The sequence below is a fragment of the Flavobacterium antarcticum DSM 19726 genome (assembly GCF_000419685.1).
GTDB lineage: Bacteria > Bacteroidota > Bacteroidia > Flavobacteriales > Flavobacteriaceae > Flavobacterium > Flavobacterium antarcticum.
Genome location: NZ_ATTM01000008.1, coordinates 101553 through 121581, shown reverse-complemented (window position 1 = coordinate 121581; position 20029 = coordinate 101553). Strand labels below are relative to the sequence as shown.

The following is a 20029-nucleotide window of genomic DNA, read 5'->3' as shown; positions in this document are numbered from 1 at the left end:
AATCGAAATACTATGAACAAATTAAAAATATTCAGCGTTGCGTTTTTAGCCATTGGTGCAACAGCAGTTGCCCAAGACTTAGAACAAGCTCAGAAAGCAATTGACGCGGAAAAGTTTGACAAAGCCAAATCAATTTTAAAAACACTAACTACTGCAGATGCAGATCAAGGTAAAAATTTCTTTATTTTAGGAAATTTGTACTTGATGCAAAAAGTAGAGGATTCTGCTCAAATCTATTTTCAAAAAGGTTTAGCAGCAAAGAAAAATGCAAATTTCAATTACATCGGTTTAGGACAAATGGCATTGAATAACAACGACGCCGTAAAGTCAAACGAAAACTTCAACAAAGCGCAAGTCGATATGCGACGTAAAGATTTTGAAGAATTTTTGCACATAGGTCGTGCGTATTTGAATGCAGAAACACCAAACTATAAATCAGCGCTTTTGTTTTTAAATAAAGCAAAAGATATTCAGCCAAACGACGCTCAGGTTTTATTGTCATTAGGAGATGCTTATTATGGCGAAGGAAACACGAACGAAGCGTATTCTGCGTACAGAAATGCGTACGATGCGGATAAATCAGTTTTGAAAGCGAAGTTGCAACTTGGTTTCATCACGATTGGTTCTAAAGCTTTTCAGGAAGCAAAAACAGCTTTTGAAAACATTATCGCTCTAGATCCAAATTATGGTCCTGCTTACAGAGGTTTAGCAGAAACGTATTATGTATGGTCATTGAACGATACTGAAAACTATGCAGAAAAAAATAAGAAAGCACTTGAATATTACGACAAGTATTTAGCATTAACTGATTATTCTTTAGATTCAAGAATGCGTCATGCCGATTTCTTAATTTTAACTAAGGATTATGCAGCGCTTGAAAAAGAAGCGCTTGAAATGAAAAAACTGGACAAAGTAAACCCACGTATTTTACGTTATTTAGGATATTCAGCTTACGAAAATGGAAATGATGCGGAAGCAATTAAAGCATTAAATGAGTTCTTGTCAACGCCAAATGCAAAACCAATTGGACGTGATTATCTGTACTTAGGAATGGCAAAAACGCACAAAGCGTTAACCACTACAAAAGATGCAGAAGGTGCGGATGTAAATAAAGTAGACCAAACATTATTTACTGCAGGTGTAGCGGACATGTTGAAAGGAGTTCAAATGGATCCAGCAATGGCAAATGAACTAAATGACATTGGTAAGAAATTCTTTGACATTAAATTATACAATGAAGCAGCAGCGATCTATGAAGTAGCAACTTCAAATCCAAATTCGCAGAACTTCTTATACGACAACTTTTATTTGGGTTATGCCTTGTATTTTGGTAATGTGAATTTACCTCAAGGACAAAAGATCGATCCAATTATTGTTGAAAAAGCATCAAAAGCATTTGACAACGTAATCGCGGTTTCACCGACTACTCAAGACGCTTACATCTACAAAGCACGTGTAAACAGTTTGTTAGAAAACAATGCGGAAGCACAAGCGAAGATGGCGGCTAATTATGAAGAATTTATTAAAGTGGTGAACGAAAAAGGAGCTGAAGAAGCAAGCAAGCCAGCGAATCAAACAAAATTTGTTGAAGCATATACAAATATTGCAACGTATTACGCAAACAGCGATAAAGCAAAAGCAAGAGAGTATTATCAAAAAGCATTAGCGATTGATCCTACAAATGAAGCTGCAACCGCAAGATTAAAAGCATTAAAATAATAGATTTTAAGTAGATCAAAAACCGATATCAGAAATGGTATCGGTTTTTTTTATATCCTGGATTTAGGATATAATTGAGAATGATATCAGAGCTTGAAGATTATTCAGGTCAGCATTTAGATTCTATTTCATAAGAAATTCTGTATCTTTGCCCCCTTATTTAAAATTTAAAATGTTAGCAAAAGAAATACAAGTAGCCGTAGAAAAAGGAGCAATGTTGCCGTTGATGGAGGAGTTTTATACAATTCAAGGGGAAGGATACCATACGGGAACTGCAGCTTATTTCATTAGAGTGGGCGGTTGTGATGTTGGTTGCCACTGGTGCGACGTAAAGGAAAGTTGGAATCCGGATTTGCATCCGCCAACAGATGTAGACACGATTGTTGCGAATGCTTCTAAACATTCCGATACGGTGGTGGTCACTGGAGGCGAACCCTTAACTTGGGACATGACCTTGCTGACGCAAAAGCTAAAAGAGAACGGACGGAAAGTACATATTGAAACTTCAGGTGCTTATCCACTTTCAGGAACTTGGGATTGGATTTGTCTTTCGCCAAAGAAAAATAAATTACCCACAAAAACGGTTTACGAAATAGCACACGAGTTGAAGGTAATTATTTTCAACAAGCACGACTTTATTTTCGCAGAAGAACAAGCAGAAAAAGTCAATCCGAACGCGATTTTATTTTTACAACCGGAGTGGAGCAAAAAAGACGAAATGACGCCACTTATTGTAGATTACGTAATGAATAATCCAAAATGGAGGGTTTCTTTGCAAACACATAAATTTCTAAATATTCCGTAATTTTTTTTATATTTGAGTTTAATTTATAAAAAAACCAACCAATGAAAAAATTAGTAATTACAATCGCATTTATGTTTGTCGCTCATTTAGTTGTGGCACAAGATGCTTTTAAAGCAGATGTACTGAAAGTAATCGTGCAATCAGGTGCTGCAGGACCGATGCAAATGGCAAAGGAACAAATCATGCAAAATATTCCTTTGACAAAAAGAGCCGATTTCTCTAAAGATTTTGACGCTTCATTGCCTTCTTTGTATGATAAAATTGCCGTAGCATATATGGAAACGTATACCCACGATGAAGTTAAAGAAATGATTAAGTTTTATGAATCGCCTGTTGGAAAGAAAATTTCCAGTTCTGCAGGAGCACTTTATAAAAAGTCAACTGATGCGGGTCAGGAATGGGGCATGGAGTTGCAAAGTGTCATGATGAAATACATGGAACAATAGATAAAGTACAAAACCCAAGCGCAACGTTTGGGTTTTTTTATGCAAAAGTAACACCGATGAAAGACCAATTTCTACTCAATCCAACCTACACCTTTTTAAACCACGGCTCATTTGGAGCGTGTCCAAAAGTTATTTTTGAAAAACAGCAAAGCTTCCAACGTGAAATGGAAAGCGATCCAGTTTATTTTATTCAGAAACAGTTTGCAAAACATTTGGCTACAGCCAAAGAAGCACTCGCTGCTTTTATCAATTGTGATCCAGACGATTTTGTTTTTACGCCAAACCCTACCGTGGCGGTCAACACCATCATGCGAAGTTTAAAGTTGAAAGAAGGAGATGAGATTTTAACAACCAATCATGAATATGGAGCCATGGACCGAACATGGCACTTCTACAGCAAGAAATCAGGCGTAAAATACGTTCGCCAATCTATTTCACTACCTGTCATTTCAAAAGAACAAATACTTGCGGAGTTTTGGCAAGGATTGACCCCTAAAACAAAGATCATCTTCATAAATCAAATAGCAAGTATAACAGCCTTGATTTTTCCGGTCAAAGAAATTTGCGACAAAGCCCGAGAATTGGGGATCACGACAATCATTGACGGAGCTCATGTTCCAGGCCACATCGACTTGGATATTGCTAGCTTAAATCCCGACTTCTACACCGGAACGTTGCACAAATGGATGTTGGCTCCTAAAGGCTCGTCGTTTTTGTATGTCAAAAAAGAATGGCAAAATGAAATAGAACCTTTAGTAGTAAGTTGGGGGTACGAAAGTTTGACGCCAAGCGAAAGCCCATTTTTAGACTACCATGAATACCAAGGAACAAACGATCATTCAGCGTATTTGTGTACGCCAACAGTTATTGAATTTCTTCAGAAAAACAATTGGAAGGAAAAATCGGCTGCAGCCAAAGAATTGGTGTTGAAAAACTATCCACGATTTTGTGCTTTACTGAACAGCACTCCCATTGCACCACTTTCAACAGCATTCATGGGACAGATGGCAAGTGTTCCAATCCAAACTTCGAATCCGCAAGAGCTAAAGGATTTGCTGTACGACAAATATAAAATCCAAGTACCTATAATGATCCTGAATGAAAAGGTTTATCTGAGGTATTCCATAAATGCGTATAATTCGCAAAGTGATCTGGATATTTTGTACAAAGCTTTGGAGGATATTATTGCTACTACGGACTTGATTCAAGTTTGATTACAGATGCGTAAGTTTTGCTAAATAATCAAAATGGTCGCCTTCGGTAATTAATTCACAGTGCAAACCATTGGCTACAGCCGCGTTTTGCAACGTATTGTAATCCATATACAACCACGGGAACGTTTCATCGGTTTGACCTTTGTAGCGAACGGTAAAAGTCAATTCGCCGTAATAGTGTGCACTAGGAATCCAAGCGCCACCGTCTTCGTCTGCGTCGTACATATAAATTAAGTCGGAACTGTCAATCAGAATTTGCCCATTTGGCGCTAATAATGATTTAAGATGCTGCAAATAAAGTGCGGATTTCACCAAGGTTTCAAATATTCCGGTACCATTCATCAATAGAAGAATTGTGTCAAATTGTTCCGCAGGATTAAATGCCAGGACATCTGTTACAATCGCGTTGGATAGCCCTCTTAAGCGACAGGTTTCGATAGCATTTGTAGATAGGTCAATTGCTGTAACGTCTAATTTGCGATCATTTTGCAACGACAAAGCATGACTTCCTGCGCCACAACCTACGTCAAGGATTTTGCCATACGAAAGTTGCAAAGCTTTCTGTTCGATTTTTGGCATCAAATCATACGGACGAAATAAATAAGCAACGTCCATTTCATCTTCATCCGAAATGGATGTGAACGTAATTAAAGCTTCGGGAGCGTTTTGAGTTTGATAGTCCAAAATGGCTTTGCCAAATAAATCCAACATTTTGATTCAGATTGAGGGTTAGGTTTTTTTAAGTTGCGTAAATTTGCATTTCAAATAACGAAACTTGAAACCACAACTTAACGAACTCGGAAAGTTAGCCAAAGATAAGCATAACGAAAACAAAAAGTATTTCGATAAGCTCAAAAAGAAAGTGCCCAAAAATCTCGATTACGTGATGCAGGATTTACACGAAGCTGAATTCAAGCGAACGGATTGTTTGCAATGTGCCAATTGTTGTAAAACCACAGGGCCACTTTTTACTTCTGCCGATATTGAACGTGTGGCAAAGCACTTCCGACAAAAACCACAACAATTTATAGACCAACACCTTCGCATTGACGAGGACAATGATTATGTGTTGAAAAGTGTGCCTTGTACTTTTCTTGACGCTGAAAATTACTGCATGATTTACGACGTTCGACCAAAAGCGTGTAGGGAATTTCCCCATACCGATAGAAAGAAGTTTCAACAAATTAGCAACCTCACTTTGAAAAATGTAGAAATTTGTCCCGCTGCTTACAATATTGTGGAAGAGATGAAGAAAAGAATGCCACTCTAAAATGCTTTTACAAAGCGTATTTAGTTTTTTGCTCCTGCCAAAGTGTTTTCTTTAAACCGTAAGGAACATAAACAAAATGATTTTAAATGCGTAACGTTTACATTGGCCAGAATTTGTACCAATCCGTGCCGAACTTAATGAAATTTTGAAATAAGAAAACCCTGACGCAGCAGGGTTTTGAGAAGTTAAACAAACATATCTTCCTCAGAAAACTCTAAGAAATCAACGTTTTTATTTCGGATACGATAAGTGAATTCATTGATTCGGGCTTCGATGTATTCGATTGCTTTTACAATCCACAAGCGCGCTTGTTCAAATAACTCGATTCCTTTGTGAATGTATTGGTTGATAAATTCAACGAGCTGTCGGACTTCATCCATCAAGCTAAAAATTACTTCAGAATAGTTCATAGTGTGTGGTTTATTGGGTTTCAAATTTTCCTCTAAAGTACTAAATTCACTTCAAACTTATTCCCACCAAAATTATAAAGTTTTGAAATAATGTTACAGTCACTCAATTTCAAAAAACCATTCTAAAACCTTTTTCACTGTATATCCTGCACCTTTTGCTACGGATACAACAAATAGTCGGCTCTCATTTTCTTAAAGTCTTTTAAGTCTTCTTGCCAAGTTTCGCGAATTTCTTCTTCCGTCAGTCCCGCCTCAATCTGCGTTTGCAAGGTGGGACTTCCTGCTAATTTAGTAAAGAACGAATTGAAGAATGTTTGCGGATTTGCGGTTTCTTGGTAGGCTTTCAGCAACCATTTCAATTCCAACTGATCCAGTTTTGCCACATGCGTTAAATCTTCACCGTAGCAAATTAGTCCACTGTACAATGGATTCTTGGCTCCAAAATTTGGAATTGGAGTAAAATTAAAACTGGATTGAGGAAGGTACGGCGAACCGTATACTTGAAATTGATTAGAAGTTCCGCGACCCACACTCACGTTTGTGCCTTCAAAAAAACACAAACTCGCATAGAGATTTATGGATTGTGAATTCGGTAAGTTAGGCGATGGATTTACCGGTAAATTGTACGACATGGTTCGCTTGTAATTTTCACAAGGAATAATGTTCAAATGGCATTGGACTTTGTTTTTGAGCCAACCTTGGCCGTTAATCATCAATGCATATTCGCCAATGGTCATGCCATGCAATACAGGAATGGGATGCATACCCACAAAACTTGAATAATTAGGATCTAAAATAGGGCCGTCCACGATAGAGCCGTTTGGATTCGGGCGGTCTAAAATGATCAGAGAAACATTGTTTTCCGCACACGCTTCCATAATGTAGTGCAAGTGTGAAATATACGTGTAAAAACGCGCTCCCACATCTTGCAAATCAAACAACAAGATGTCAATTCCGGCAAGTTGTTCGGCAGTCGGTTTTTTATTGTTGCCGTAAAGCGAAAGTATGGGCAAGCCCGTTTTCGCGTCTTTTGAATCATTCACATGTTCACCCGCATCGGCCGTTCCACGAAACCCATGTTCGGGAGCGAAAATTTTGACCAACTGAATGGGCGTTTTCTCCGTAATATAATCGACCAAATGGACGGTGCGAATGCGTATTTTTGGTTGAGGCGAGCGTCCTTCAGTCATCGTACTGTAAATAGAATCGTAGGTAACTAAACCCGTTTGGTTAGTGACAATACCCACTTTTTTATTTTCAAATAATTCTAAATGATCTTTCAAATTATCAGCACCAGTCATGAACTTTGTCGTTTTGACTTTCGGTTTTAAGGCCACTCGACTTGGCTTTGAATAGTTTGCAGAAATCAAACTCTTGCACGACACAAGTAATAAGAGTAAAAGCAGAGACGATAAAGGGCGAAAGTAGGTGGATTTATTTTTCATAGACAAGTGTAAAGGGATCAAAAACAGGTTTAGCGACTAATCAGTACAATTATAAGGATAAAATAGACACTAATTAAAGCGAATAAAGTATTTTTGATAAAAAAATAAAAGACTTGAATCTAGAATATTTTATTGCAAAGAGACTCATCACTGCTAAGAATCATAAAAGTAGTATTTCTGGACCAATTATAAAAATTGCTGTTTCGGCAATTGCCATCGGAATGATCATGATGTTGGTTTCTGTGGCAACAGGTATTGGTCTGAAAAAAGAGATTCGCAATAAAATATCGGCGTTCAACGGACACATCACGGTAACTAGTTATGACAGCAATCAGTCGGAGGAAACGTTATCACCCATTTCTACAAAGCAGGATTTCTACCCTAAATTTACTGCTGTTCCTGAAGTCACCCACATTCAAGCCATCGCGACCAAAACGGGAATCATCCGGACTGAAAGTACCTTTGAAGGAGTTGTGCTGAAAGGAGTAGGTAAAGACTACGATTGGAAAAGCATCAAAGGCTATATTTTAGAGGGGAAGTTACCGGATGTCAATTCAAATTTAAATGATCAAATCATCATTTCTAAATTTTTGGCCAACCGGTTGCACCTTAAATTAGGCGATAAATTCATGACCTTTTTTCTCAAAAATGAAGTGAATAAATATCCCAATAAGCGAAACTTTGAAATTGTAGGCATTTTCGATTCCGGATTTCAAGAGTTTGATGCCAATTACATCATCGGCGACATTCGACACATTCAACGAATGAACAAGTGGGAAAAGGACGAAGTAGGTGCTTTTGAAGTATTTGTGAATGATTTTGACCAAATTGAAGCCTTGGGCAACCAAGTGTATAAAGCTACATTTAATAAAGAGAATCAAGCGAAGCCATTAGATGCTCAAACCATTGTGGAAAAATACTATTTCATCTTTGAATGGCTTAAAATGTTTGACATCAACATCCAAATCATTCTTATTGTGATGATATTTGTTGCCACTATAAATATGGTGGTGGCTTTACTTGTGTTGATTTTAGAGCGGACGCAAATGATTGGAATTCTAAAAGCGTTAGGTGGAAATAATTGGAGCATCAGAAAGATTTTCTTGTACAACGCACTGTATTTAATTGGAAAAGGTCTTTTTTGGGGAAATGCAATCGGGATTGGGATTCTATTAGTGCAGAAGCACTTTGGGATTGTCAAACTGAATCCTGAAAATTACTATGTGAATCAAGCACCGGTGTACATTGGAATAGAAAACATACTGCTGCTAAATCTACTGACTGTGGTAATTTGTTTCTTGATTTTATTGATTCCTTCTTACATCATCACTAAAATATCGCCCATAAAAGCAATCAGATATAACTAAAGACTGTTTAATTTGAATTGGCATTGCACTAAAATTTAAGCGATTTGTTTTCAGTGTATTGCTGTTTGTGAAAGAGATTTTGTTAGCTATTTCACTTAAAAGCGCATCGTTAAATTCACCTAGTAGTACCAATGCTAAAAACCTACAACTTACAACTTTCAAACTCCAATGCTCAAAACCTACAACCTAGAACCTACAACTCTTAAAAAAACCTTCTAAAAAAGTAACTTCTTCTTTCTCAACTCAAAATTCTGTCCCAAGTAGACGCGTCGGACCATTTCATCTTGAACCAAATCTTCAGGTATTCCGGCTTTCAAAATACCTCCTTCAAACATTAAGTACGTTTTGTCGGTGATGGCTAGTGTTTCTTGAACGTTGTGATCGGTAATTAAGATACCGATGTTTTTGTTTTTCAATTGAGCAACGATACGTTGAATGTCCTCCACGGCAACAGGATCGACACCTGCGAAAGGTTCATCAAGTAGGATAAACTTTGGATCAGTAGCTAAAGCACGGGCAATTTCAGTACGACGGCGTTCCCCACCCGAAAGTAAATCGCCACGGTTCGTACGAATGTGTTCCAAGCTGAATTCTTCAATTAAAGATTCCATTTTAGCCACTTGTTCCACTTTTGACAATTTAGTCAATTGCAGAACGCTTAAAATATTGTCCTCAATACTCAACTTTCGGAAGACAGACGCTTCTTGCGCCAAATAACCAATGCCATATTGGGCACGTTTGTACATCGGATAATCCGTAATATTGGTATCGTCCAAGTAGATATTTCCAGAATTGGGCTTTACCAATCCCACAATCATGTAAAATGAAGTTGTTTTTCCAGCACCATTTGGTCCCAAAAGACCTACAATTTCACCTTGGTTGACCTCCACAGAAATCCCTTTTACGACACTTCTGCCTTTGTAGGTTTTGATTAAATTTTCGGCTCTTAACTTCATTTATGCTGAATTTATATTTAGTACAAAGAAACGAATTTCATTTCTTTACGGAATTCATTTAACTTCAAATTTGGAATGTGGGTCGAAGAATAGATTAGAGAGAAAAGAGAATAAAATATAGAGAATAGAAAAAAGAGTAAAGAATAGAGATGAAAGAAGTTTTGTTTTTTAATTTCAAATTAACCTACAACCTACAACCTACAACCTACAACCTACAACCTACAACCTACAACCTACAAATTCCAATGCTCAAAACCTTAAACCTGTTCCTCCAATGCTCAACTGAACACTAAAAACTGATTACTGACCACTTTCTTCCAACGCTCAACTGAACACTAAAAACTGATTACTGACCACTTTCCTCCAACGCTTCCCAAAACTCATACGCTCTTCTCAAATGCGGTACAACAATCGTTCCGCCCACTAACGTCGCAATTCCCAAAGCTTCCATCACTTCTTCTTTTGTAACGCCTTCTTTGTGGCTTGTTTCCAAGTGGTATTTTACGCAATCGTCGCACCTCAAAACAGCTGAAGCAACTAAGCCCAAAAGTTCTTTGGTTTTTACATCTAAAGCACCAGCGGCATACGCATTGGTGTCAAGGTTGAAAATACGTTTGATGATTTTATTATTGTCTGCCAATAATTTCTCATTCATTTTTTGACGGTAGTCGTTGAATTCTTTTATTACATCACTCATAATTAATCGGTTTTAGCGTCGCGGTTTTTATTGACGATTTTAGAAATAAAGATACTTATTTCGTATAATATTATTAAAGGAAATGTTACAATCATCTGGCTGATTACATCCGGTGGCGTTACAATTGCAGCAATAATCAAAATGATTACGTAAGCGTATTTTCGATAATCCCGGAGGAATTTTGGCGTAACCAATCCAATTCTTGAAAGGAAATAAATGACAATAGGCAATTCAAAAACAAGCCCTGTTGCTAAGGAAGTTGATTTCACCAATCCGATGTAGGAATCGATGTCAATTTGGTTTTGAACCATGCTGCTGATCGTCAAGTTCGATAGGAAATTAATCGATAAAGGCACGAGTACGAAATAACCAAAAGCCACACCTACGAAAAACAAAAGGGAAGCTAAGAAAATAAAATACTTGATGTTCTTTTTCTCTTTCTCGTACAAAGCGGGCCCCACAAACTTCCACAATTCCCATAAAATAAAAGGGAACGCAATAATGAATCCGGCGGTTATTGAAGTCCAAATCAACATTGAAAATTGCCCTTCCATCGTTCGGTTCTGAATGGTGAACGGCAGTTCGGTGATACAGAAGCTTTGGTCCAATCCGTATTTTGTGGCCATTTCACAGAAAAAGCGGTACGTCACGAAGTCGGCATTTTTAGGGCCAAAAATAACTGTATCAAAAATAAATTCACTGTAATTGTAAGCGACTGCAGCACCCACGAGAATCGCAATTGTACTGCGAATCAATACCCACCTTAATACTTCAAGATGGTCTAGGAACGACATTTCGCCTTGGGTTTTCTTTGCCATTATACGATGCCCTCTTTTAAGATGTCGTGCAGATGCAAAATGCCTTTGTATGCATCACCATCCAAAACAACCAATTGGGTAATCGAAAAATCTTCTAAAATATTCAAGGCATCCACCACCATATCGGTTGCTTTCACCGTCTTCGGATTTTTAGTCATAATGTCTTTTGCGGTTAAACCGGTAATCGAATCCTGCTCGTTCAGCATTCTTCGAATATCTCCATCGGTAATGATACCAATTACTTTTTCGTTTTCAATAACGGCCGTCACACCCAAGCGCTTTTCTGAAATCTCAAAAATAGCTTGTTTTACAGAAGTATCGGGGCCAACCATTGGTTTCAAGGAGTGTTCCAACATGTCTTTCACTTGCAGCAACAACTTTTTGCCTAAAGCACCACCGGGATGGTATTTGGCAAAATCAGTACTTTTGAAATCACGCAATTCCATCAAACAAACCGCAACGGCATCACCCATGACCAATTGAGCAGTGGTGCTGGAAGTGGGTGCTAAATTAAGTGGACAAGCTTCTTCTTCCACGGTCGTGTCCAAAACGTAATGTGCTCCTTTCGCTAAAAAGGAAGTACGGTTGCCCGTCATTGCAATCAAGGTATTTCCGAAACGTTGAATGATAGGGACCAAAACTTTAATCTCTGGACTGTTTCCGCTTTTAGAAATACAGATCAAAACATCGTCCGGTTGTACCATTCCTAAATCGCCGTGAATGGCTTCCGAGGCATGTAAAAACATAGAAGGCGTGCCCGTGGAGTTCATGGTGGCGACAATCTTTTGAGCGATGATGGCGCTTTTTCCAATTCCGGTGACGATCAAACGCCCTTTGGATTGGTAGATGATTTCAACACTTTTTACAAAATCAGCATCGATGAAATCAAGCAGTTTTGTAATCGCTTTACTTTCAATTGTTATCGTTTTCTTGGCCAGTGCCGTAATCGTTTGTGATGAATTCAAAACAGAAGTTTTATAAAAGTTGTTCGTATTAAAGAAAGTTGTATCTTTATGAAGTGCAAATTTATATAAAATACCCTTAACAAAGAATGAATTCAAACGAAATTGATATCCATAAGGAGTTAAAAAAATATTTTGGTTTCAACCAATTCAAAGGTCTACAAGAACAGGTTATAAAAAGCATTATCCACGACAACAATACGTTTGTAATTATGCCTACTGGCGGTGGTAAATCGCTTTGCTACCAATTGCCTGCTTTAATTAAAGAAGGAACGGCCATTGTTGTTTCTCCCTTAATTGCCTTAATGAAAAACCAGGTAGATGCCATCAGGAGTCTGTCTACAGATCCTGGAGTGGCCCATGTTTTGAATTCGTCGTTGACTAAAACCGAAATTGCACAAGTCAAACGCGACATTACTTCAGGAATTACGAAACTATTATATGTAGCCCCAGAATCATTAACAAAACAGGAATACGTTGCTTTTTTGCAAACGGTTACCATATCCTTCGTGGCTATTGACGAAGCCCACTGTATTTCAGAATGGGGACACGATTTCCGTCCGGAATATAGAAATTTACGACACATAATTAAACAATTGGGCGATGTAGCCATCATCGGTCTTACCGCTACGGCTACGCCAAAAGTGCAAGAAGACATCTTGAAAAATTTGGACATGTCCAATGCCAATACCTTCAAAGCTTCGTTCAACCGTCCGAATTTATATTATGAAGTACGGACAAAAACAAAGAACGTCGAATCGGACATCATCCGTTTCATCAAACAACACAAAGGAAAATCGGGTATTATCTATTGCTTGAGCCGTAAAAAAGTGGAGGCTGTTGCCCAAGTTTTGCAAGTCAACGGCATCAGTGCGGTTCCGTACCATGCGGGATTGGACGCCAAAACCCGTGCCCGACACCAAGATATGTTCTTGATGGAAGACGTGGATGTGGTGGTGGCAACGATTGCATTTGGAATGGGAATTGACAAGCCAGACGTTCGCTTTGTTATTCACCACGATATTCCAAAGTCGCTTGAAAGTTACTACCAAGAAACGGGACGTGCCGGTCGTGATGGAGGTGAAGGCCATTGTTTGGCGTATTACTCCTATAAAGATGTGGAGAAATTAGAAAAATTCATGTCTGGGAAACCCGTGGCAGAACAAGAAATAGGTTTTGCTTTACTGCAAGAAGTGGTGGCGTACGCGGAAACGTCGATGTCGCGACGTAAGTTCTTGTTGCATTATTTTGGTGAAGAATTCAGTTCAGAAACCGGCGAAGGTGCGGATATGGACGACAACGTTCGGAATCCAAAAAGCAAGAAGGAAGCCATGGACGAAGTAGTTAAACTGCTGAAAGTCGTTCGGGATACCAAGCATTTATATAAATCAAAAGAGATTGTGTATACTTTAGTGGGCAAAGTCAACGCCACTATAAAAGCCCATAGAACCGATGGTCAAGCGTTTTTCGGTATTGGTGCAGGATTTGAAGAGCGGCACTGGATGGCATTGATCCGCCAAGTGTTGGTTGAAAATTACCTTTCCAAAGACATTGAAACCTACGGTATTTTAAAAGTGACTGAAAAAGGATTGCAGTACATTGACAATCCCGTTTCGTTTATGATGTCGGAAGACCATGAATACAACGAAAAAGAAGACGAAACCATTGTAACTGCTGCAAAAACGTCGGGCATTGCCGATGAGGTTTTGATGGGCATGTTAAAAGACTTGCGTAAAAAAGTGTCTAAGAAATTAGGCGTTCCCCCATTTGTGGTGTTCCAAGATCCTTCGCTTGAAGATATGGCACTCAAATACCCCATGTCCATTACCGAGCTGGGAAGTATCCACGGAGTAGGAGAAGGGAAAGCCAAGAAATACGGTAAAGATTTCGCTGAACTCATTGCGAAATATGTAGACGAAAACGACATCATCCGTCCCGATGATTTAGTGGTGAAATCCACTGGCGTGAATTCGGCAAACAAACTATACATTATTCAGAACATCGACCGTAAACTCCCTTTAAGCGATATTGCTGCTGCAAAAGGACTGGACATGGATGCGTTGTTGAAAGAGATGGAAATGATTGTCTATTCGGGAACTAAACTCAACATCAAATATTGGGTGGACGACTTACTCGACGACGAACAACAAGAAGAAATTTTCGACTACTACATGGAGTCGGAATCCGACAGCATCAAAAATGCGTTAAAGGAATTTGACGGCAACTACGATACCGAGGAATTGCGATTGATGCGGATTAAGTTTATTAGTGAAGTAGCGAATTAGGCGATTTGTTGTATGTTTTGAGTTGCAGGTTGTGGGTTGTAAGTTGTAAGTTGTAGGTTGTAGGTTGTAGGTTTTGAGAGGGTATCCGACTTCTTTTCTGTTGTTTTAACTGACGTTATAATTGTAGTAGCTTGCCTTACTTTTCTTGATACGTGGATTTCCTGTTTCTGTTTGTGAATGGGTATTTTTGTTTATTGTAATACTGATGAAGTAGGAATGTATTCTTTTGTATTATATGTACTGTTCGATGTAAACTTGTAACGCTAGAAAGGTCTCTTTTCCTTACCGTACTCAGCAAAATAAGATTTATTCCTTTAATCTTTTAAATTTCTCGTCCTTCAATCTCTAAACCAAAAATCAAACATCATTATTTTTGGTGATTTATAAATGAATCTAGTCCTGACGCAGTGATCCCTCGTGCCTCGGGATGACAAAAAGAAAGGTAGAGCGACGAAAAGACTGTCGTATTGGAGGTGATTGAACAACTTTAATACATCATCACATTTATTTGTCATTCTGACGAATCCCGAGACTTCGGGAAGAATCTCTGCGTTAGTAATTTGTGATGTTATTATTTAATAGACTATTGTAGTCCTGACGCAGCGATCCCTCGTGCCTCGGGATGACAAATTGGAGGTTGTGTATATGAAACTTGATTGAGTAAATTATGTCCCTCAAATTGTGAGTCATTGATTGTTTAGATTTTAAATTAAAATCCCAATTTCTTCCATTCCCTTTTTATCGTTCCATCAATCCGCGTCCGTTGTTCCAAAACCTAAGTACGAGTGCGACGATAAATAACATGCTTGTGTATTCAATCCATTCCATCTGCAATTGTTTTAAGGTGCTTTAGTTGCCACCATTTATACTACGGCAAATCTAGAAGAAAAGATAAACGCTTCATTTATAAGATTTCTAGAAAGTGTTTTGATTTGGAACGGGGTTTTTAATTTGGATTTAGAAATTGCATTGTGGAATTCCTTCCTCGATTATTCAATGGAAAAGCGAACTAGATATAAAATCAAGTTTGGTTGGGCAACTGAATTAAAAGCCGACTTACTGATCTACGTCGCTTTAGTACGAATTGCAGCTGCACTTTAAAGTTTCAATCTTCTAGCAAAATTCTTTTATTTCGCAATTGATTGTTGATTTGCTTCATGATTTCGGGAACGTGTCTTTTGTCCACTCCTTTGTATTCAAAAAACTCAACAAAAAGTATTCGGTGTGTGGGTTCTTTGTTGTAGAATCTGCGAATTCTTTGCAGTTCTCGATAGGCAGATCGGAGGTCGTTGTCCATAAATACTTGTACTTGTTTTGCATTTATAAAAAGGGGATCGATTAATTTCATGGCTTCGATGTATTAAATTATTATAGAATAAGCTGTGTTCAACTGCTATGTTGGGCAGTTGCAATGCTTGAATGTACTTATTTGTTCGTTGTTGGAGCGTTATAAGTTGGTTATAAGTATGCTATTGATTCGTTGTTGGTTCGTGTCGTTGTCGTAACCTCCACGTAACCTCCACGTAACCTCCACGTAACCTGTACGTAACCTGTACGTAATTTGATCGGCATTTGACGTAACTTGTACGTAATCTGCACGTAACTTCAACGTAGTATTAGGTGTTTTTTATTGCTTTTTAAGATTAAAAACAAGCTCTTCGGTCTACTCTTTATTTCTGTTAAAACCTGTTGTGAAGATACAGGTTTTATGGTCTGTCCTTTTTTTAAAATGGACAACATTCCTTTTGACATTTTGAGTGGTTTCTCCCGAAACCGTACTTAGTTGTCTGCGCTTTAAGTATTTAAAACGTTTACAAATGTAAAATATTATTTTACAAATAAAAATATTATGCCAACTATTTTTGAATATCATCATTTATTCTGCACGAATAGCATTAAAATTATGTGAATTATGCTTATTTGTGTAAGCCCATCCTTTTAGACAACAGTATTTTTTCTTCTATTTTTAATCGTCACTCAATAATTAATTTATTGTTCAATACTGCGTATTTTTTTCATTGAGACTTCATTTATTTCGTGATTTTGTACATTTTGACTGTATTATTTAGTGACAATAACTGACAATAACTGACAATAGATGGCAAATACTGACAGAAATACCACGGTTTGTTTTTTGAATGTACGGTACGATTATCTTCGTTCCAATAATTTTAAATATTTGCAAAATGGCAAAAAATCAAAGTATTGTACGATTAAGCGGCTCCATAGATGGAGTTACGTACTCAGAGGGTGTAAATGGGAAGTTAAGTCGTTCTCGTTCGTCGTTGAATAAGGCAAAAATGGATGCCAATCCAAAGTACCGAAAATTGCGGATGATGCAAAGTGAACTCGGTTCTTATTCGCGTTTTGGCGCGTTGCTGCGTAGTGGTGCAAAAGGCGAGTTGAAACAGATCAAGCCTTTTCGTGGTGTTCAACGGATCAATAAATTGTTTAACGAAATTAAGAACTTGAACACGATTCACCGCATGGGCAAGCGAACCGTAGTTACGGGTTTGGACAACGTTCGGGCTCGGAATTTACTTAAGAATTTTGATTTCTATGGTAAAACCACGGTTTCTGAATTACTCGATCGTGAATTTGTTGTGGATTTAGCTACCGGGGAAGCACGGATTGACGATTTTAATCCAACGAGAGATTTGTTTGCTCCTGCTACGGCTACGCATTTTTTATTGAAAGCGATTTTTATTGGACTTGATTTAGATGAAAACAGCGTTTCTACCAAACGAAGTCCGGAAGTGTACTTGCCGATTACGGATCTGACGGCAGATTTAGTTTTACAGTCCGATGGATTACCAACGACCACAGTTAATCTGTTCTACCTGGTTCAGCTTCTTTTTATCGATGAAACGAATGGGTTCCGTGAGATTGATTCTATGGATTTAGCCGCACTCACGATTCTTGATCTTGGCGTGTAATGGTCCATTTTTGTATTGTAAATTTTAGTTTGATTTACATTTGAATCCCGATTGTTGTATGATGATCGGGATTTATTTTTGGGTTCATGTGATGTTTTGAATTATTTTTAAGACCATAGTACCTCTAAGTTTGTCACTATTAAGGAGTCTCTTCCCAATTCCTTCCTTAAGTATATTGGATTCATTTCGATAAAATTTTAGTCTTTCCATTCTTCAATCTCTCAGTCTTTCCATCCTCATTCAAAAACCACAATTCCAACTGATCACTCAAAATTGAACGTCTACTACTATCCTCAATCCTCCAATTCAATCCCATCATTAATAATGTAATTGTTTGTTTAAAATAATGTATTTTTGAACGGAAAGAAAAAGTTTACCATTAGTATGATTTCAAATGAACAAAGTCTTCAACAAAATACGACAAGTAACGATCAGAATTGGGATGCTGTAATCGAATCGAAGCATTCCCTTTTTGCGATTAATTTCAAGGAATTGTGGCACTATAGAGATTTGCTAGTTCTTTTTGTACGCCGGGATTTTGTGACGGTTTATAAGCAAACCATATTAGGACCGCTGTGGTTTTTTATACAGCCCATTTTAACGACCATTACCTTTACCGTAATCTTTGGTAACGTGGCCCAATTGTCCACCGATGGCGCACCAAAAGTCGTTTTCTATATGGCTGGAATTACCTTATGGGGTTATTTTTCTAGCTGTTTAACCTCCGTTTCAGGCGTATTTAATGCCAATGCTGGAATCTTTGGGAAAGTCTATTTCCCCAGGTTGATTATGCCGTTGACGATTGTGATTTCCAATTTGATGAAGTTTCTGGTGCAGTTTTTACTATTTGTTTGCTTTGCGGTTTATTTTTATTCGATGGGACAAATCCAACCCAATTTATGGATCCTTGCATTGCCTCTAGTGATTGTGTTGATGGCGTTAATTGCTATGGGAATAGGATTGATTTTATCCGCCATGACTACAAAATATAAAGATTTGAATCAGCTGATTTCGTTTGGAATGCAACTTTTTATGTATGCGACTCCTGTCATATACCCAAGTTCTGCCATTCCCGAAAAATACCAATGGATTGCGAATATGAATCCGCTGGCGGGATTGTTTGATTACATGCGTTATGCGTTTTTGGGAGTAGGAACTTTTGATTGGTGGGGATTTATTTATCCAAGTATTTTTGCAGTAGTGGTATTATTTTTTGGTATATTGGTATTCAATAAAGTGCAGAAAACGTTTATGGATACTGTGTAAAAAATTCTAGTTTACATGTTTGTAAATTTTAGCGATTGATCTTGATGTAGTAAGAGCGAACCGCAAAAAAGGAACGCAGATTTTAAAAATTAGAAAAATTTCTTAGTACATTTTGGGCACTAGCTCTGTAAATATACAGTTTTGAAAAGAATAAAAGAAGAATGAGCAAAGTAGTTATAAAAGCAGAAAATATATCTAAACAGTACCGTTTAGGACTCGTGGGTACGGGAACCGTGCGCGACGACTTAAAGCGGTGGTGGTATAATGCACGCGGCAAAGAAGACCCTTTTTTGAAAATTGGAGAAGCGAACGACCGCAGTACCAAAGGCGAAAGCGATTACGTGTGGAGCTTGCGCGACATCAACTTTGAAATCAATCAAGGCGATTCTGTGGGGATTATTGGACGTAATGGCGCGGGAAAATCTACTTTATTGAAAATATTAAGTCAAGTAACCCAACCCACGACGGGCAAGATATACACAAAAGGCCGTATTGCTTCGCTACTTGAAGTGGGAACTGGTTTTCATCCAGAAATGACCGGTAGAGAAAATATCTATTTGAACGGGGCTATTTTAGGCATGCGTAAGCACGAAATTACACGTAAGTTTGATGAAATCGTTGCCTTCTCAGGAGTTGAACGTTATATTGATACGCCTGTAAAAAGGTATTCTTCTGGGATGTATGTGCGTTTGGCTTTTGCTGTTGCAGCGCATTTGGAATCTGAAATTTTAATTGTAGATGAAGTGTTGGCGGTGGGTGATGCTGAATTTCAGAAGAAGTGTTTGGGAAAAATGAATGATGTTAGTAAAGGAGAGGGGAGGACTGTTTTGTTTGTGAGTCATAATATGGCGGCGGTAGAAACGTTGTGCAACAGGTCTATAACCTTGAGAGATGGTTTAATATCTGAAATTGGTGAAACAAGCAAATTGATTAACAACTACTTATCTCAAAATTCTTTTTCTAATCGTAAAATCAGCTTTGAATCTATAGATGATGCGATAGGTAATTCTAACGTTAAAATTTTATATGCAGCTGTTGAAAATGCATCTTCTAACAATCTCGATGCTGCTCTTGATGTGTATTCAGCCATAAATATTCGTTTCCAAATTGTAAATTTAACGGACGATGCTACTTTATCAATCGGTTTTGATTTAAAGACAGCTAAGGGTGATGTTTTATTTGGTTCTGGAGGTAAGTTTAATTGTGCTGTTAATCAAGCAACCGACTTACGTTGTCAAATACCTGGTAACTTTTTGAACGATGAACTTTATCAGATTCACATGTATATCCATACTGCTGCAATGCGCCAGTTATATTCCAACGTTGAATTACTTACTTTTGAAGTGCAAGATGTGAAGAGAGAAACAGGCTATTTAGGAAAAATCAATGGTCTTATTCGTCCGCAATTAGAGTGGACTTTAAATAATAATTAG

General features: G+C 37.9%; 20 protein-coding genes. 11 read left to right on the top strand and 9 right to left on the bottom strand.

Going from position 1 to position 20029, the window contains the following annotated elements; genetic code table 11:
- Positions 1-12 precede the first annotated feature (12 nt).
- The 4 genes from YWA_RS0113785 to YWA_RS0113770 all read left to right on the top strand — a co-directional run bounded on the left by YWA_RS0113785 (position 13) and on the right by YWA_RS0113770 (position 4184).
- Positions 13-1719 carry a tetratricopeptide repeat protein gene (locus YWA_RS0113785; protein WP_022829105.1) on the top strand — a complete coding sequence of 569 codons (1707 nt, stop codon included), beginning with the start codon at positions 13-15 and terminating at the stop codon, positions 1717-1719.
- A 172-nt stretch (positions 1720-1891) separates the two neighbouring features.
- On the top strand, positions 1892-2524 hold the full coding sequence (locus YWA_RS0113780) for a 7-carboxy-7-deazaguanine synthase QueE (protein ID WP_022829104.1): 633 nt from the start codon (positions 1892-1894) through the stop codon (positions 2522-2524).
- A 41-nt stretch (positions 2525-2565) separates the two neighbouring features.
- Positions 2566-2970: a DUF2059 domain-containing protein gene (locus tag YWA_RS0113775; RefSeq protein ID WP_022829103.1), complete on the top strand. Its 405-nt coding sequence runs from the start codon at positions 2566-2568 to the stop codon at positions 2968-2970.
- 56 nt (positions 2971-3026) lie between these two features.
- Complete coding sequence (locus tag YWA_RS0113770; RefSeq protein ID WP_022829102.1) at positions 3027-4184, top strand: aminotransferase class V-fold PLP-dependent enzyme; 1158 nt, start codon at positions 3027-3029, stop codon at positions 4182-4184.
- Here the strand turns inward: YWA_RS0113770 and YWA_RS0113765 are convergent, their stop codons facing one another.
- The gene (locus YWA_RS0113765) at positions 4185-4895 is read right to left on the bottom strand and encodes a class I SAM-dependent methyltransferase (protein WP_022829101.1); all 711 of its coding nucleotides are present in this window, start codon (positions 4893-4895) and stop codon (positions 4185-4187) included.
- A gap of 64 nt (positions 4896-4959) precedes the next feature.
- Between YWA_RS0113765 and YWA_RS0113760 the strand changes: the two genes are divergently transcribed.
- Complete coding sequence (locus tag YWA_RS0113760) at positions 4960-5454, top strand: YkgJ family cysteine cluster protein (protein WP_022829100.1); 495 nt, start codon at positions 4960-4962, stop codon at positions 5452-5454.
- Positions 5455-5639: 185 nt separating this feature from the next.
- Here YWA_RS0113760 and YWA_RS0113755 read toward each other — a convergent pair whose 3' ends face one another.
- Both YWA_RS0113755 and YWA_RS0113750 read right to left on the bottom strand, forming a co-directional pair.
- Positions 5640-5864 (bottom strand): hypothetical protein, encoded by a 225-nt coding sequence (locus YWA_RS0113755; protein ID WP_022829099.1) that lies wholly within the window; start codon positions 5862-5864, stop codon positions 5640-5642.
- A gap of 158 nt (positions 5865-6022) precedes the next feature.
- A complete protein-coding gene (locus YWA_RS0113750) occupies positions 6023-7309 on the bottom strand; it encodes an exo-beta-N-acetylmuramidase NamZ family protein (protein ID WP_026718817.1) in 1287 nt (428 codons plus the stop codon).
- Between the two features lie 113 nt (positions 7310-7422).
- On the opposite strand from YWA_RS0113750, the gene YWA_RS0113745 reads away from it, so the two are divergent.
- On the top strand, positions 7423-8676 hold the full coding sequence (locus YWA_RS0113745; protein ID WP_022829097.1) for an ABC transporter permease: 1254 nt from the start codon (positions 7423-7425) through the stop codon (positions 8674-8676).
- A 215-nt stretch (positions 8677-8891) separates the two neighbouring features.
- Here the strand turns inward: YWA_RS0113745 and lptB are convergent, their stop codons facing one another.
- The 4 genes from lptB to YWA_RS0113725 all read right to left on the bottom strand — a co-directional run bounded on the left by lptB (position 8892) and on the right by YWA_RS0113725 (position 12112).
- The gene (gene lptB, locus YWA_RS0113740) at positions 8892-9632 is read right to left on the bottom strand and encodes an LPS export ABC transporter ATP-binding protein (protein ID WP_022829096.1); all 741 of its coding nucleotides are present in this window, start codon (positions 9630-9632) and stop codon (positions 8892-8894) included.
- 346 nt (positions 9633-9978) lie between these two features.
- Positions 9979-10329, bottom strand: a complete 351-nt coding sequence (locus tag YWA_RS0113735) for a carboxymuconolactone decarboxylase family protein (RefSeq protein ID WP_022829095.1) — start codon at positions 10327-10329, stop codon at positions 9979-9981.
- 2 nt (positions 10330-10331) lie between these two features.
- Positions 10332-11147: a twin-arginine translocase subunit TatC gene (gene tatC, locus YWA_RS0113730; RefSeq protein WP_022829094.1), complete on the bottom strand. Its 816-nt coding sequence runs from the start codon at positions 11145-11147 to the stop codon at positions 10332-10334.
- Positions 11147-12112, bottom strand: a complete 966-nt coding sequence (locus YWA_RS0113725) for a KpsF/GutQ family sugar-phosphate isomerase (RefSeq protein WP_022829093.1) — start codon at positions 12110-12112, stop codon at positions 11147-11149. The genes tatC and YWA_RS0113725 overlap by 1 nt, the downstream gene beginning before the upstream one ends.
- Positions 12113-12198: 86 nt before the next feature.
- Between YWA_RS0113725 and recQ the strand changes: the two genes are divergently transcribed.
- Both recQ and YWA_RS15720 read left to right on the top strand, forming a co-directional pair.
- A complete protein-coding gene (recQ, locus tag YWA_RS0113720; RefSeq protein WP_022829092.1) occupies positions 12199-14394 on the top strand; it encodes a DNA helicase RecQ in 2196 nt (731 codons plus the stop codon).
- 951 nt (positions 14395-15345) lie between these two features.
- Entirely contained in the window at positions 15346-15495 is a 150-nt protein-coding gene (locus YWA_RS15720) for a hypothetical protein (RefSeq protein ID WP_157505369.1), read from the top strand.
- A 4-nt stretch (positions 15496-15499) separates the two neighbouring features.
- Here the strand turns inward: YWA_RS15720 and YWA_RS0113710 are convergent, their stop codons facing one another.
- Positions 15500-15742: a hypothetical protein gene (locus YWA_RS0113710; RefSeq protein ID WP_157505367.1), complete on the bottom strand. Its 243-nt coding sequence runs from the start codon at positions 15740-15742 to the stop codon at positions 15500-15502.
- Between the two features lie 99 nt (positions 15743-15841).
- Complete coding sequence (locus tag YWA_RS15715) at positions 15842-16003, bottom strand: hypothetical protein (RefSeq protein ID WP_157505365.1); 162 nt, start codon at positions 16001-16003, stop codon at positions 15842-15844.
- Positions 16004-16580: 577 nt separating this feature from the next.
- Here YWA_RS15715 and YWA_RS0113705 point away from each other — a divergent pair.
- The 3 genes from YWA_RS0113705 to YWA_RS0113690 all read left to right on the top strand — a co-directional run bounded on the left by YWA_RS0113705 (position 16581) and on the right by YWA_RS0113690 (position 20029).
- Positions 16581-17330 carry a hypothetical protein gene (locus YWA_RS0113705; protein ID WP_022829089.1) on the top strand — a complete coding sequence of 250 codons (750 nt, stop codon included), beginning with the start codon at positions 16581-16583 and terminating at the stop codon, positions 17328-17330.
- Between the two features lie 354 nt (positions 17331-17684).
- On the top strand, positions 17685-18596 hold the full coding sequence (locus tag YWA_RS0113695) for an ABC transporter permease (protein ID WP_245557721.1): 912 nt from the start codon (positions 17685-17687) through the stop codon (positions 18594-18596).
- A 161-nt stretch (positions 18597-18757) separates the two neighbouring features.
- Positions 18758-20029, top strand: coding sequence for an ABC transporter ATP-binding protein (locus YWA_RS0113690; protein ID WP_022829086.1), 1272 nt, complete (start codon positions 18758-18760; stop codon positions 20027-20029).